The sequence below is a fragment of the Cellulomonas sp. S1-8 genome (genome assembly GCF_026184235.1).
GTDB lineage: Bacteria > Actinomycetota > Actinomycetes > Actinomycetales > Cellulomonadaceae > Cellulomonas.
The window spans coordinates 3,718,007-3,731,907 of sequence record NZ_CP110806.1; the positions used below are offsets into that span (position 1 = coordinate 3,718,007).

Consider the following 13,901-nt stretch of genomic DNA (forward strand, 5'->3'; position numbering starts at 1 on the left):
GAGCCCCGTTCGTGTGGACCTGGTCATGAACCTAGGGCGCAGCAGCCAGGCTGACGTGCGGCGTTCGGGTGACATGGCGGACGCTGCGCCGCGACACGCCGACCGTCGGCACGAGCACCCGCTCCACCGTCATCGACGACTGCGCCGACGCGCACCGGTCGTTCGTCGCCGTCGTGACGGCTGCTGAGCGGCGCAGACACTCATGCGCTCGCTCGTCGGCCCCACCTCACCGCGTCAGCGAGCGCAGCACCTCGTCCGCCTGCTCGTCGCGGCCCGCGGCGCGCAGCACGTCGACCAGCGCCGACGCCGCCTCGCCGCGTGGTTCGCGCTGCCGGGCCATCGTGAAGCCCTCGACCGCCGACTCGAGGTTCCACACCGCGTCGTCGACCTGGCCCAGGCCGCCGTGCAGGCGGCCCGCGAGCCAGAACGCGTGCGCGGCGTCGTTCACGGCGTCGACACCCGCGTAGCCCTCGGCGGCCTTCGACGCGCGGCGCGCGGCGTCGGCGACGCGGTCGCCGCCCATCGAGGCGAGCACGCGCGCCGCGGTGTCGTGCAGGTCGGCGCGGGCGCGGCGCCGCGCGTACGACAGGCGCTCGTCGAGGTCGGCCCCGGCGGCGAGCGCGGCGGGGTCGGCGGACGCCCCCGGCGCGGACGCGTCGGTGAGCTCGTCGAGCAGCCCGTCGATGGCGTCGAGCACCGCCTGACCTGTCCCGGTGGTGACGGCCACGGGCGCCCACGCCACGACGACGGGCACGACGTCCGGTGCGGCGACCCCGCCGGCACGCATCCGGGCGACCGCGTCCGGGTACGTCGCGGCCGCGCCGTCGTCGTCCCCGGCCTCCTGCGCGCACCGGGCGGCCTCCGCCCGCGCGAGGCCCGCGTCGGCGAGCCGGCCCTCGACGTCCGCCTCGCCCGCGACCGCGAGCCACGCGGCTGCCGCGGCGACCAGGTCACCGGCCGTCGTCAGGCGCTCGGCACGCGCCACGAGGGTCTCCTCGAGGGCGTCCTCGTCCGACGTGCCCGCAGGGGCGACGACGTGCGTCGGGGCTCCGGACGTGCTCGCGGCGCCCTCGGCGACGGGGATCACCTCCAGGTCGAGGCGCACGTCTGCCGGGCGCGTCGTCCTGGCGCGCGCGAGGTGCTGCGCGAACCGGTCGGTCCCGTTGCGCTCGTCGAACGCGCGCGCCAGCTCCGCGGCCTGGGCGTCCGCCCACGCGTGCAGCCCGGCGACGTCGGTGACGGGGATGTCGGCGAGCGCGACGGGGGTGCCCGCGTGCTCCGGCAGCAGCGCCGCCGTCCCCGCGACGACGAAGGCGAGGAACCCGAACCGGTCGTGCGGGGTGTCCGCGCGCAGCAGGAGAGTCGCGTCGGACGCGAGGGCCCGCAGCGCGCGCGTGGGCTGGCCGCCCCGCGCGAGGAGCACGAAGCGCCGGCCGCGCGCACCGGCCATGTCCGACTGCGAGCCCGCGAGGGCCGCGACCGCGCGCCGGTGCACCGCGACCGCGTCCTGCGGACGGCCCGCGTCGAGGTGCAGCAGCGCGAGCGTCGACAGCATGTCGGCGGGCTCGGTCGCGCACGTCTCCCCGGAGTCGAGGGTCTGCTCGATGAGACGGACCGCCTCCGGCACGTCGCCGCGCTCCGCGAGGTACCCGGCGCGGTCGCCCGGGTCGCACGCCTCGCACTGCGAGTAGTCGTCACGCGGTGTGCGGACCCACTCCTCGTAGAGCGCGTCCACGTCGGCCGCGCCGCGCGACCGCGCCCACGAGAACTTCTCGTACGCGACCGCGTCACGTCCGAGGCCGGCGACGGCGTAGCGCCGCTCCATGTCCTCGACGGTCGCGTCGATCTGCTCCGCGGGGACGTTCGGGAAGTCCGACAGGTGCCCGACCATCCACTTGAACGACCAGAACAGGCCCTGCACGTCCTGCTCGTCGAGGTGCTCGGGGTGCTGCTCGTACCAGCGCACGGCCTGCGTGAACGGCAGGTACGCCCGGTCGACCTCACCGCCCCACACGAGCGACTCGACCAGCACGAGCAGCGCGAACGCGCGCGCCCCGTCAGGCCCCTCGGCCTCGGAGAGCCGCACCTGCTGCTCCGCCGCCTGCGTGCGCGCCGCCCCGTAGGGCAGCGCACGCACGCGGGAGATCTCGCGGTTCGCCTCGTCGAGCGAGCGGGTCACACGTCCTCCTGGGTCTCGTCGGGCACGCGCGGGACGTCGGACGCGAGTCCGGCGTCGAGCAGCACACCCATGGCGTCGTTCATCAGCTCGGCCTCGCGCACCCGCAGCGGCTCGCCCGCCAGCAGCACGGCCGTGACGTACAGCGAGCGCACGCCCGCGGCCAGGACCGGGGCGTCGGGCGCGGCCGTCAGCAGGCGTCGTACCGTCGGGTTGTCGTCGTTCAGGACGAGCCTGCGCCCCGGCGCGTCACCCTCGCCCGCGAACCCCGCCAGGACCCCGCCCCACAGGTCGTCCGCCTCGGACACCGCCCGCAGGACGTCGTCGCGGTGCCGCGCGTCCCGGTCCTCGAGCAGCATGGCGGGCACCTGCTCGGGCGCGAAGCGCCGCACGACGAGGTCGCAGTCCAGCGGCAGGACCACGCGACGGGCCGCCTGCACCTGGTCGAGGACCTCGAGCTCGCGGTGCGGCTCCAGGGGCTCGAGCACCTGGGCGACGTCCTGCGCGCGCAGCTCGCGCACCCGCCAGCCGGGTCTGCGCGCCAGACGCTCGAGCAGGTCCGCGTCGTACACGTAGCCGGCGTTGACGACCGTCATGCCCTGGGCGCGCGCGACGGACGCGACGCGGCGGAAGTCCTCGACGCGCGTGGCGTGCAGGACCTCACCGTGCGCGTCGCGCACGTCGACGAGCGTCTGCGCGCCGTCGGTCGTCTCGAACGGGAGGACCTGCGCGACGAGGTCCAGCACCTCGTCGTCGACGACCGCGAGGGAGCGCAGCGCCAGGTGGTGCGTCGTGACGACCTCCCGGCTCGCGGCCGACGACGACGTCAGGGTGCCGACCGCCCACGCGCGCACCTGCGCCGCCAGCGCCTCCTGCGCCGCGAGGAGCGTGTCGTCAGTGTAGAGCTGCTCGCGCGACGCGGTCGGCCGCAGCACCGTGGTGTCGACGACGCACCGGACGAAGAACGCCCAGTCCGGCAGCAGGTCCTCGACGTGGGCGCCCAGCAGCATGCGCTTGAGGTAGACCCGGTGCCGCGAGCCCGCGCCGGGCGGCACCGCGGTCGGCAGGACGTAGGCGACCCCGGACAACCCGGCGAGCGGCACCGCGAGGTCGATGTGCGCCAGCGGCGTGAAGCCCAGGGTGCGCTCGCAGTAGGCGGCGAGCGCGGCGGTGCGCGCGTCCTCGTCCGCGTACGTCGCACGCCACGGCAGGACCGGCTCGCTGGTCCGGCGCCACGCGTAGCCGTCGGTCCCCGTCAACGGGACCTCGACGGCGACGTCGAACGGCAGCAGCGCGCCGAACTCCTCCGCGAGCGCGACCACGGTCTCGGCGGCCAGCCAGTGCTCCATGTCGCGGCGCGCACGCAGCCGCACGGTGCTGCCCGCCGGGACGTCGGCGTCGGCCGGGAGCACCGTGAGGTCGTACCGCCCGTCGGCATACCCGACCCAGCGCACGGGCGGCGCGTCGGGGTCGGTCGCGGAGCGCGACACCAGCTCGATCTCGTCGGCGACCATGAACGCCGACAGCAGCCCGATGCCGAACTGCCCCAGGAACTCCTCACGCCCCAGCCCCAGGTCCAGGTCCCGCTTGGACGAGCGACCCACCGTGGCGAGCAGCTCCTCCGCCTGCGCCGGCGTGAGCCCGACGCCCGTGTCGGTGACCTCGAGGGTGCCGTCGGGACCCGGGCGCAGCCGCACGGCGGCGGGCGCGTCCGGGTCGACGGCACGCCGTGCCGTGATCGCGTCGACACCGTTCTGCAGCAGCTCGCGCACGTAGACCCGCGGCCCCGAGTACAGGTGCCGTGCCAGCAGGTCGACGACGCCGCGCAGGTCGACCTGGAAGGCCCGGCCCGCTGCGCCTGGCTCCACGCTCACTCTCCGGCCTGGTCCATCTCCGCCTTCGCCGCCGCGGCCGCCGCCGGGTACTGGTCGTCGAGGAACTCGAAGAGCTGCAGACCGGTGGAGATGCCGCACGCGAGCTGCAGGTCGATCTGCTCGTCGCTCACGCCGTGCTCGTAGTCGACCGTGTGCTCCGCGTACACGCCGACGACCTCGTCCTCCGTGCGCACGTACCCCTTGGGCCACAGGTGCGTCGCGTTCCACTCGTTGACGATCGCCAGCACGGCCGGCGTCTCCGCGACGTCCACCTTGCGGTTCCAGCGGCCGCGCACCTGCAGGTGCTCGCCGCTCTCGCCCATGATGAAGAAGTAGAAGAGGTGCCCGTCCCAGTACCCGCCGACGTCACCGTCGTCGTCGATGCCGTACCGCATGTCGCGGCCGTCGAGGGCGGCCGTGATGCGGTCGCGGCTCAGCGGGCCCAGCGCCGGCGGCGGCGGGACGGACGTGTCCTTCGTGAAGAAGCTCATGATCTCCCCGGTCGGGTGCGGTACGCGGCCAGGTCGCCGTGCGCCGGTGGCGCCGTCGACGACCCGCCCGCAGAGCCTAACCACCCTGTCCGACATGTCCGTTCCACCAAGCGGGGGAAAGTTCCGCGTGGAACGTCGGTACGACCCCTGTGGACAGACCGGGACGGCCCGGACGGCGCACCCCTACTCTCGGCGGCGGACGACGCTCGTCGTCGACGATCTTGACGCAGGGGGCGCCATGGCAGGAGAGCTGCGGGTCGACACCGAGGTCCTCGCGCGTGCAGGCTCGACGCTCGCCTCGATCGGTCACGACCTGTCCGGCGTGGCCGCGACGGCGGGCCTGCGGACCGCGCTGGGCCACGACGGGCTGGGCGACACCGTCGACCGGTTCGCGCGCGGCTGGGACGACGCGCGCGCGGCCACGGTGCGCGTCGTCGGCGAGCTGGGCGAGGCGTGCCGGCACGTCGCGGACACGTTCGACGGCATCGACGACGACCTCGCCGCCCGGCTGCGTGAGGCGTTCTCGTGACGGGCTCGTGGTACCCGCTGGCGTGGACGGACCCGGTGCCCGGCGACCCGACCGCCGTCCGCGCCGCCGCGCGGCAGTACGAGGACGTCGCCGCGCGCGTCACCCGGGCGTCTGCCGACCTGCGTGCCGTCGCGGAGGGGATGCCCGACCGGTCGCAGGCGGTCGACGAGGTCCGCTCGCGCGCCGCAGAGGCCGCCGAACGGGTCACCGCCGCGCACGACCGGTACGCCGCGACCGGTGCCGCGCTGGCCGACTACGCCGACGGCCTGGACCGTGCCCAGCAGGTCGCGCAGGACGCGCTGACCGCCGCCCGGCGCGCCGCAGAGGCGATCGAGCACGCCGACCAGGACGTGCGCCGGTGGGCGCAGCAGGCCGCCGACGCGGTCGACGTGGCGCAGTCGGCCGCCTACGACCGGCTCGCGGAGACTGCACGCGGGACACGTGACGACGCAGAGCACGCGCTCACCCGCGCCCGCGAGCTGCTCGACGGCGCGGTCGTCGCGCGGGACGTCGCCGCGCAGGCCGCACGAGACCTCATCGAACGCGTCATCGCCGAGGACGGGCTGGCCGACTCGCTGTGGGGCGGGCTGGTCGACGCCGCCTCGGCGGTCGGGTCGTGGTTCGGCGACGTCGGGCACTGGTTCTTCGACCACATCGACGAGATCGCCACGGTGCTCGGTGTCGCCGCGCTGCTGCTGGCCTGGGTGCCGGTCCTCGGCCAGGCCCTCGCCGCGGCCGCGCTGATCGCCGGCGCGCTGCAGCTCGCGCGGGACGTCTATCTCGCGCTGACCACCGACGCCGGGTGGGGTGCGGTCGCCGTCGGGGCGCTCGGGCTCGTGACGTTCGGCGTCGGGCGGCTGGCGGGTCAGGGGCTGCGGCTGGCGGCCAACAGCGCGCGGGCGCAGCAGGGCGTACGGATGTTGCCGGTCTCAGGGCAGGCCGCGAGCGCCGGTGCACGGGGTGGCGCTGCTGCGCAGGGTGCGCAGGCGTCGTTGCGGCGAGGCTTCGTCACACTCCCGGCAGGCACCCAGACGTGGACCTCCTCGGCTCTCTGGTCTGTCATGCGACCCGGCGCGATCGCTCGGGACCTCGTCTCTGACGTCACTGGAGTGGTCCGCTACATGAAGGATCCCGGCCTCGCCGCGAGCAGTGGAGCGCTCGGCCACGTTTCCCGCCCCGTCGACGTGCTGACCAACGCGTTCAGCGAGGGCGCTCATGCGTTGCGCAACACCCCAGCCGGCATCGAGCGAGTCACGGCTCTGCTGGGCGATGCCGGCGCGGCCCGCGACATGCGGTTCCTCACCGGCATCGGTGGCGACCTCGGACAGTCCGGCGCGGCCCTGCGTGGCTGGGCCGCTGGGCGGGGCGTGCTGCAGATCGTCGACGTCGGGATCGTCGTCGACAGCGTTACACCAAGGGGATGAATCGGATGGCGAAGAAGATCGTGGACGCTGAGTGGCGCTATCCCGATGACGAGCACTGGGTGTCGTGGAGCCCAGGAGAACCCATCGGAACAGTCGCTGACGAGCTCTCGACACGAGTGGGCACCACGCCGGAGGCCGTCGCCCTCCTGCACCGCAGCGTCGTCGCCGTCAATCGAGCTGCCCTGGGCAAGGGCAGCAACACCGTCGGCCAGTCCGCACTCTGGATACCGGACCCTGGCACGGGCGAGGTCAGAGGCGTCGTGGAGGTCTCGGTCGGCTCGTACGCGCACCCCCGCGAGGCGAACCCCGAGGCGTTCGTCGCCCGCAACTGGCGCCGCGACTACGGCGGCTGGCGCGTGAAGATCACCGAGCGCTCTGCCGAGATCTTCGAGTGCCCGGCAGGTCGTGGGGTCGTCGAGACGATCGTCGGGCGCCTGCGCGGCGAGCGGACCGTCCAGGCGTACTCCTCGTTCTTCGTCTTCCCCCACGACGGCACCCCCGAGTCCGTCCAGCTCGCTTTCAACACCGTCCACCTCGACCAGCTGGTCGAGCTCACCGTCCTCGGCCGCAGCATCACCGACTCGCTCGAGATCACGACGGGACCCGCCGCGTGACGGCGAGCCCGCGGACCGCCACGACCGGCACCGTCGGCGTCGTCCTGCCCGCGGACTGGCACGTCGTCGACCTGACCACCGACGCGACCCGGCACTCCGACGTCACCGCGCTCGGCACAGCAGGGCGTGCGGATGTTGCCGGTCTCGGGGCAGGCGGCGAGCGCCGGTGGCCGCGCGGCCGCGGCCGCGCGCTCGACGGCGCTGGCTTCCACAGGCCGGCCGGTCCTGCAGACGCTGCGGGGGCCGACGTGGTCGGCGTCGGAGCTGTGGTCGGTCATGAGACCCCGAAACATCGCGAGCGAGCTCGCCTCGGACCTCTCCGGCGTCGTCCGGGCCATCAAGGACCCCGGCGTCTACGCAGCTCGCGCGGCGGGCGCGCACGTCTCCCGGCCCATCGACGTCCTGACGAACGTCGTCGGGGAAGGTATGCACACTCTGCGTCAGACCCCTGCCGGCGCGGAGCGCCTCAGTGCACTGCTCGGCGATCTGGACGCCGCGCGGGACCTGCGCTTCCTCGGAGACCGAGGGGCGAGTCTCGGTCAGGCCGGCGCAGCCGTCCGGGGGTGGGCCGCCGGCAAGGGCGTGCTGCAGATCGTCGATGTCGGGATCGTCGTCGACAGCGTCCGACAGAAGGAGCCCTCATGAGGACGCAGATCCAGGGCTGGACCCATGCGTATCCCGACGACGAGCACTGGGCGGGATGGAATCCCGGTACAGGCGGACATCGAGTCGCGGACGAGATCGCGCACAGGTTGGCAGAGTCGGACGAGTCGCGCGCGCTGCTGCGCCGCAGCGTCGCCGCCGTCAACGACACTGCCGTCCGCAAGGGTGGCGCCGTCGGAACCGCCGCGGTGTGGGTCCCGGACCGCGGGACGGGCGAGGTCCGGGGCGTGCTGATGGAGATGCTGCAGGGCTTCGACGATCCTGGCGAGTCGAACCCCGAGGGATTCGTCGCCCGCAACTGGCGACGCGACTACGGCGGCTGGCGCGTGAAGATCACCGAACATTCGGCCGAGATCTTCGAGTGCCCGGCAGGTCGTGGGGTCGTCGAGACGATCGTCGGGCGCCTCCGCGGCGAACGCACCATCCAGGCGTACTCCTCGTTCTTCGTCTTCCCCGCCGACGGCACCCCCGAGTCCGTCCAGCTCGCTTTCAACACGGTCCACCTCGACCAGCTGGTCGAGCTCACCGTCCTCGGCCGCAGCATCACCGACTCGCTCGAGATCACGACGGGTCCCGCCGCGTGACGGCAAGCCCGCGGACCGCCACGACCGGCACCGTCGGCGTCGTCCTGCCCGCGGACTGGCACGTCGTCGACCTGACCACCGACGCGACCCGGCACTCCGACGTCACCGCGCTCGTCGACCGGCAGGTCCCCCGCCGCGACGACCTCGCGACGGTCCGCCGCCGGCTGCGGCGCGAGGTGGAGGACTCGTCGCGACGAGCCGCACAGTCGGGCGGGCGGTTCAGCGCCTACATGCTCACCGCCGTGGGTCCGCTCCCGCTCCCGGCGGTGCTGACCGCGTACCGGACACCGGGGTCCCTCGCCGCCGACGAGGACCTCGACGCTCTCGCGACGACGCTCGCTCAGCGGCTCGGTCCCGCGGGCGCCGTGGACGCCGGCGACGGGCCGCTGGGCCCGGTGCTGCGCGCCGTGACGCTCCGCACCGCATCGACCGACGCGGGCACCGACCTCCTCGTCTGCGACTACTGGTCCGACCCGGACGACCGTGACGGCCTGCTCCTGCTGTCGTTCTCGACACCGCTGGTCCCGCTGCGCGACGCCATGCTCGAGCTGTTCGACACGATCGCCGGCTCCGCGCAGCGGCCCCCCGAAGGCCCGAGTCGGGCTGGAGCGTGAGGCTGAGCGTACGATGCACTAGTCCGCTATATTCGAACGATACGAACACCGTAGGTCCTCTCTCACCGGACCGACCTGGAGCAGCCATGAGTGCCGCGCTCGCACCTCACACCTATCTGCCGAGCGACGCCGACAGCGACGAGATCGCCGAGGTTCGCAGCTTTTTGGCGGCACACGCCCGACGTGGGACCGACGTCGAGCCTCGTTACCTGCTGGTCGGGAGCGCCGAGGGCGAGCAGGTCGAACTTCCCCGACCGATCTACGAGGCCTTGCTTCTCGTGGCAGAGTCGCTCGCCTCTGGCAAGGGAGTCACTGTCGCCCCGGAGTCCCAGCAGCTGACGACCCAGCAGGCAGCTGATCTCCTCGGTGTCTCTCGACCGACCGTCGTTCGCCTCGCTGACGCGGGTTCACTCCCGAGCGAGCGGTTCGGCAACCGCCGTCGAATCCGCCTCGGGGACCTGCTCGCTTACCGGGAGCAGCGACGCAGCGACCAGTACGAGATGCTCGCCACCACGGCCATCGAGCTGGACGAGGAGGACGACATCGAGCTCGCGCAAGAGCGGCTCCGGGTAGCGCGCCACGCAGTCGCCGCGCGTCGTCGTGCCGCTGCGAAACCTCCCACCGGCTGACGGCTCGGCCCGTGTTCGCAGCTCTGCTCGACACGTGCGTGCTCTGGCCCAGCCTGCAGCGCGACGTCATCCTCTCCTTCGCGGTCGAGGGCCTGTACCGGCCCCTGTGGTCCGACGCCATCCTGGAGGAGCTGGAGTATCACGAGGCAGCAAAGCTGCGAGACCGGGGCGAGGCCGACGCGGCGGCGTCACTCCGCGCACGGGGTCTTGTGAGCCAGATGCGCGCCGTCTTCGACGACGCGTGCGTCACCGGGTGGCAGGGACTGGACGGCACCTTCGGCCTGGCGGACCCGGACGACGAGCACGTCGTCGCTGCGGCCGTGGTGGGAGGCGCCGGAGCGATCGTCACGGACAACCTCCGCGACCTCAGGGTGCCAGCCGTCCCCGCACACATCCACGTCCTCACGGCCGCGGAGTTCGCGTCCGACACCGTATCGGTCGACCCGGCACGGGCGTTCCGGGCGATCACGGCTGTGTCGGAACGCTTTCGACATCCGGCGATGAGTGTCGAGAGCATCTTCGGCCAGCTCGTGAGCCGCTACCGGTGGCTCGACGCCGTGGAGATGCTCCGGGACGTCTGAGCGACCCCCCTCACGATCTCGGTGAGATGGAGCCAGCGCCACCAGGTCCATGCGTCGCGGTTCGTTGCGATGCGCCGGGATTGCGGCACCATGCTGGCTATGGATGTGGTGTTCGTTCACGGATCGGGGCGAGAGGGAGCCGACGCCTGGCCGCAGCAGGCGGCGGCCGCGGAGCCCGGCTGGCTGTTCCTGACCCGCGAAGGTGTCGCCGACGATGCCGCTCGGGACGCTCAACGCCTTCTGGGATGGCTCCGTGCTCGCGGCGGAGGGCACGTCGTCGCCCATTCGTACGGCGCGAACGCGGCGGTGCTGGCCGCCCAGATCGAGCCCGCCGCGGTTCGGTCGCTGGCACTCCTGGAGCCCGCGTGCTTCGACCTTGCTCGCGGAAGACCGGCCGTCGAAGAGCACATCGCGGCGATGACGCCCGTGTTCGAGGTCGCCGACGACGCGTCCGTGTCGGCGCGTGACTTCTCGCGGCGGTTCTCGGCGGGGATGGGGATGGAGCCCCCTGACGTGCCGGACGACGAGCTGCGGGCGCGGGTCAGCCGCCTCCGGGCACTTCGTCCGCCGTGGGGCGCCGGACTCCGGCCGCAGCGGGACTTGCCGGCCGGGACGTTGGTCGTCACCGGCGGTTGGAGTCGCCTCTACGAGGAGACCGCCGAGGCCCTTGTCGCGCTCGGCGCACAGCACGTGACCCTCGAGGGCACCGGCCACCGCGTCCAAGACGACCCACGGGCATCCCAGGTACTCAGGCAGCACTGGGGCCGCTGAGCGGCGGCGTGCAGGAGCGGGTCCGCGCCGCTACCAGTCGGGCTCGGTGGGCGCTGCGGTGCGCTTCGGTGGGCGGCCGGTCTTCAATCCGCTCTGCGCTCCGCTGGTCTCGGGCATCCTTCTCGGCCGGGGATGCCCAGACGGGTTCGAGAAGCAGGTTCATCCGGACCCTGCTCACTGCAATCGTGAGGGGGCCGAGCTCGCGGGACAGTGGCACCCGTGGCACCAGGTCCGCCCCCTACCCCGGCTCCAGGTCGAACGCCAGCGCGATCGCCAGCGCGAGGCGCGCCTCCTGGTCCGGCAGCAGGTACCCCACCAGCCGTCCCAGCGCGGACACCGGCACGGTCTGCAGGTTGTCGCAGCTCGCGACGCAGTCGTGGTCGAGACCGTTGACCGGCCCCAGCGGCACCTCGGTCGACAGCCCGCGGATCGTGCTCGTGATCGGGGCGACGGTGACGTTCGACAGGTGCGGGCGCACCAGCTCCCGCGTGAGGACGAGGACGGGCCGCGCCTTGTCGAGCTGCGCGACGTGGATCGGGCGCATCAGTCGAGCTGCGCCGACGCGGGCAGCTGCTGGGCCCACGCGGCGAGCCCGTCGAGGTCACCGCCGGACGCCACGTCCCCGCGCAGGATCTCGACGTCGCGCGCGGCCAGCTCCCGGCGCAGGTGTCGCTCGAGGGCGACCTCGACGACCGACGCGCGGCTGCGCGCCCTCCCGGAGGCGACGAGCGCGTCGACGGCCTCGACGAGGTCGTCGTCGAGCCGCACGGTGATCTGGATCGTCATCCCGTCACGGTATCCCCACGGGATTCGATCTGCATCCCATTGTGCGATCGGACGGGCGAGCGGCGGAGAAGTGTGAAGCGTTGTTGCCGGACAGCGGCAGCAACGCTTCACACTCTCGACGTCGTCCGGCTATCGCAGGACCAGCACCTCCGTCGGGGCGAGCGTCAGCGTGTCGCCCACCTCGACCACCCTCCCCGTCAGCAGGTCCTCCCCCGCGACCTGCGCGGTCACCGTCACCGGAGCCGACCCGTGGTGCAGCACGAACGTGTAGGTCGTCCCGTCGGGCGCGACCCGCCGCGTCACCTCGACGCCTGCGTCGTCCGCGTGCGGCCCGACCAGACCGTGCCCCGCGAGCACGTGCCGCAGGACCCGCGCGACGCCCGCGTCGTCGAGACCCGTCGCGACGTGCCACGCGGCGCCGTCACCCCGCCGCGCCCGCGTCACCGCGGCCCTCCCGGCGTAGAAGTCCGCGCCGTACGTGCCGACGACCTCGGTGCCCTCGTCGGGCACGAGCAGCTCGAAGACGAGCGTGGCGTCGTGCGTCGTCGCTTCGCCGTCGAGCACGAGCGTCACGGGGTTCGACGCCCCGGGCACCCCGGAGTCCGTCTCCTCGACGCGTACGCCGACCAGCGGGTCGAGCGGCGGGACCCCGCAGAACGCGTTGTCGTCCTCGTCGACGCGCCCGCCGTAGAACGTCGTCACCAGCGACCCGCCGCGCTCGACGTGCGCGGTCAGCCGCGCGACGACGTCACCCTTCAGCAGGTGCAGGAGCGGCGCGACGACGACGTCGTACGGGCCCAGGTCCGCGGTCACCGGGACCACGTCGACCTCGGCGTTCGCCGCCCAGATCGCCCGGTGGTGCGCCAGCAGCGTCTGCAGGTACGAGACGTGCCGGTTGTAGCCGTCGGTCATCTCGACCGCCCACCACGAGTCCCAGTCGAGGAGCAGCGCGACGCGCGCCGGCGTCCGCGCACCGAGCAGCGCAGCCCCCGTCGACGCGAGCCCGGCACCCAGCGCCGACGCCTCCCGGAACACGCGCGTGTCCGTGCGCCCCGAGTGGTCGATCAGCGCGCCGTGGTACTTCTCGCACGCGCCCTTGGACTGCCGCATCTGGAAGTACAGGGTCGCGTCGGCGCCGTGCGCGACCGACTGCCACGTCCACAGCCCCAGCACGCCGGGACGCTTCACGGGGTTGACGTCCCGCGACGCGGTGGTCGACGGCGTCTGCTCCATGACCCAGAACGGCTGCCCGTCCTTCAGCCCGCGCATCGCGGCGTGCGTCGCCGCCATGCGGGCGGCGGTGCGCAGCGGGTCGTCGGGCAGGGGCGGGTAGTTGTCCCACGAGACGAAGTCGAGGTCGTCGGCCCAGCGGTGGTAGTCGAGCGGCTGGAAGAAGCCCATGAGGTTGGTGGTCACGGGTGTGCCGGGCACGTGCGCGCGGATCGCGGCCTTCTCCTCGACGTACCCCTCGCGCAGGCGGTCCGACATGTAGCGGCGGTAGTCGAGCGTGATGCCCTGGAACGCCGTGTGGTTGGGGCCGCGCCAGTGCTCGGACAGCAGCGACGGCGGCACGACCTCCTCCCAGTCCCCGACGACGTGGGACCAGAACAGCGTGTTCCAGGCCTCGTTGAGCCGGTCGAGCGAGCCGTACCGCGCCCGCAGCCACTCCCGGAACCCTGCGGCGCACAGCGGGCAGTAGCAGGCGCCGCCGTACTCGTTGCCGACGTGCCACGCCACGACCGCCGGGTGGTCGCCGTAGCGCTCGGCCAGGCGCGACGCCATCGCGACCGACAACCGCCGGAAGTCCGGCGACGACGGGCAGTGGTTGTGCCGCTGCCCGTACACGTGCCGCCGGCCCTCGAGGTCCACGCGGCACGCGTCGGGGTAGGCGCGCGCGAGCCACGGCGGCATCGCACCGCTCGGGGTCGCCAGGACGACGTCGCGTCCCTGCGCGTGCGCGCGCTCGACGATCGCGTCGAGCCGCGTGAAGTCGTACGCACCCTCCGCGGGCTCGGTGTGCGCCCACGCGAAGACGCCGACGGTCAGCGTCGTGACGTGGGCGAGGTCGAAGGCGGCGTGGTCCTGGTCCCACACCTCGGCGGGCCACTGCTCCGGGTTGTAGTCGCCGCCGTAGCGGAGGTGGTCGCTGGCGGGCAGGGACATGG

General features: G+C 73.3%; 15 protein-coding genes. 9 read left to right on the forward strand and 6 right to left on the reverse strand.

What is annotated here, in order from left to right; genetic code table 11:
* Window positions 1-226: 226 nt before the first annotated feature.
* From OKX07_RS16750 to OKX07_RS16760, 3 genes are read right to left on the reverse strand one after another with little or no spacing between them, the layout of a single operon-like run.
* Complete coding sequence (locus OKX07_RS16750; protein WP_265629123.1) at window positions 227-2,179, reverse strand: hypothetical protein; 1,953 nt, start codon at window positions 2,177-2,179, stop codon at window positions 227-229.
* Window positions 2,176-4,044 carry an HSP90 family protein gene (locus OKX07_RS16755; protein WP_322746798.1) on the reverse strand — a complete coding sequence of 623 codons (1,869 nt, stop codon included), beginning with the start codon at window positions 4,042-4,044 and terminating at the stop codon, window positions 2,176-2,178. The genes OKX07_RS16750 and OKX07_RS16755 overlap by 4 nt, the downstream gene beginning before the upstream one ends.
* Window positions 4,045-4,046: 2 nt before the next feature.
* Entirely contained in the window at window positions 4,047-4,541 is a 495-nt protein-coding gene (locus OKX07_RS16760; RefSeq protein ID WP_265629125.1) for a YbjN domain-containing protein, read from the reverse strand.
* A gap of 238 nt (window positions 4,542-4,779) precedes the next feature.
* Between OKX07_RS16760 and OKX07_RS16765 the strand changes: the two genes are divergently transcribed.
* The 9 genes from OKX07_RS16765 (at window position 4,780) to OKX07_RS16805 (ending at window position 10,950) form a co-directional block, all read left to right on the forward strand.
* A complete protein-coding gene (locus OKX07_RS16765; protein WP_265629126.1) occupies window positions 4,780-5,070 on the forward strand; it encodes a hypothetical protein in 291 nt (96 codons plus the stop codon).
* Window positions 5,067-6,494, forward strand: coding sequence for a hypothetical protein (locus OKX07_RS16770; RefSeq protein ID WP_265629127.1), 1,428 nt, complete (start codon window positions 5,067-5,069; stop codon window positions 6,492-6,494). Before OKX07_RS16765 ends, OKX07_RS16770 begins: the two co-directional genes overlap by 4 nt.
* Window positions 6,495-6,610: 116 nt before the next feature.
* A complete protein-coding gene (locus OKX07_RS16775) occupies window positions 6,611-7,108 on the forward strand; it encodes a hypothetical protein (protein WP_265629128.1) in 498 nt (165 codons plus the stop codon).
* A 276-nt stretch (window positions 7,109-7,384) separates the two neighbouring features.
* A complete protein-coding gene (locus OKX07_RS16780; protein ID WP_265629129.1) occupies window positions 7,385-7,753 on the forward strand; it encodes a hypothetical protein in 369 nt (122 codons plus the stop codon).
* Between the two features lie 107 nt (window positions 7,754-7,860).
* Entirely contained in the window at window positions 7,861-8,355 is a 495-nt protein-coding gene (locus OKX07_RS16785; protein ID WP_265629130.1) for a hypothetical protein, read from the forward strand.
* Entirely contained in the window at window positions 8,352-8,969 is a 618-nt protein-coding gene (locus OKX07_RS16790) for a hypothetical protein (RefSeq protein ID WP_265629131.1), read from the forward strand. The genes OKX07_RS16785 and OKX07_RS16790 overlap by 4 nt, the downstream gene beginning before the upstream one ends.
* An 86-nt stretch (window positions 8,970-9,055) precedes the next feature.
* Window positions 9,056-9,598: a helix-turn-helix domain-containing protein gene (locus OKX07_RS16795; RefSeq protein ID WP_265629132.1), complete on the forward strand. Its 543-nt coding sequence runs from the start codon at window positions 9,056-9,058 to the stop codon at window positions 9,596-9,598.
* Window positions 9,599-9,609: 11 nt separating this feature from the next.
* Window positions 9,610-10,179 (forward strand): PIN domain-containing protein, encoded by a 570-nt coding sequence (locus OKX07_RS16800; protein WP_265629133.1) that lies wholly within the window; start codon window positions 9,610-9,612, stop codon window positions 10,177-10,179.
* A 99-nt stretch (window positions 10,180-10,278) separates the two neighbouring features.
* Window positions 10,279-10,950 carry an alpha/beta fold hydrolase gene (locus tag OKX07_RS16805; RefSeq protein WP_265629134.1) on the forward strand — a complete coding sequence of 224 codons (672 nt, stop codon included), beginning with the start codon at window positions 10,279-10,281 and terminating at the stop codon, window positions 10,948-10,950.
* 238 nt (window positions 10,951-11,188) lie between these two features.
* Here the strand turns inward: OKX07_RS16805 and OKX07_RS16810 are convergent, their stop codons facing one another.
* The 3 genes from OKX07_RS16810 to OKX07_RS16820 all read right to left on the reverse strand — a co-directional run bounded on the left by OKX07_RS16810 (window position 11,189) and on the right by OKX07_RS16820 (window position 13,899).
* Entirely contained in the window at window positions 11,189-11,494 is a 306-nt protein-coding gene (locus OKX07_RS16810; RefSeq protein WP_265629135.1) for a type II toxin-antitoxin system PemK/MazF family toxin, read from the reverse strand.
* Window positions 11,494-11,736, reverse strand: coding sequence for a ribbon-helix-helix domain-containing protein (locus tag OKX07_RS16815; RefSeq protein WP_265629136.1), 243 nt, complete (start codon window positions 11,734-11,736; stop codon window positions 11,494-11,496). The genes OKX07_RS16810 and OKX07_RS16815 overlap by 1 nt, the downstream gene beginning before the upstream one ends.
* Window positions 11,737-11,865: 129 nt before the next feature.
* Window positions 11,866-13,899: a beta-galactosidase gene (locus OKX07_RS16820; protein WP_265629137.1), complete on the reverse strand. Its 2,034-nt coding sequence runs from the start codon at window positions 13,897-13,899 to the stop codon at window positions 11,866-11,868.
* Window positions 13,900-13,901 lie beyond the last annotated feature (2 nt).

Excerpts from the sequence above, each read along its gene's own strand:
- OKX07_RS16760 (WP_265629125.1), bottom strand. The coding sequence starts at position 4,541 with ATGAGCTTCTTCACGAAGGACACGTCCGTCCCGCCGCCGCCGGCGCTG.
- OKX07_RS16765 (WP_265629126.1), top strand. The coding sequence starts at position 4,780 with ATGGCAGGAGAGCTGCGGGTCGACACCGAGGTCCTCGCGCGTGCAGGC.
- OKX07_RS16780 (WP_265629129.1), top strand. The coding sequence starts at position 7,385 with ATGAGACCCCGAAACATCGCGAGCGAGCTCGCCTCGGACCTCTCCGGC.
- OKX07_RS16795 (WP_265629132.1), top strand. The coding sequence starts at position 9,056 with ATGAGTGCCGCGCTCGCACCTCACACCTATCTGCCGAGCGACGCCGAC.
- OKX07_RS16805 (WP_265629134.1), top strand. The coding sequence starts at position 10,279 with ATGGATGTGGTGTTCGTTCACGGATCGGGGCGAGAGGGAGCCGACGCC.
- OKX07_RS16810 (WP_265629135.1), bottom strand. The coding sequence starts at position 11,494 with ATGCGCCCGATCCACGTCGCGCAGCTCGACAAGGCGCGGCCCGTCCTC.
- OKX07_RS16815 (WP_265629136.1), bottom strand. The coding sequence starts at position 11,736 with ATGACGATCCAGATCACCGTGCGGCTCGACGACGACCTCGTCGAGGCC.
- OKX07_RS16820 (WP_265629137.1), bottom strand. The coding sequence starts at position 13,899 with ATGTCCCTGCCCGCCAGCGACCACCTCCGCTACGGCGGCGACTACAAC.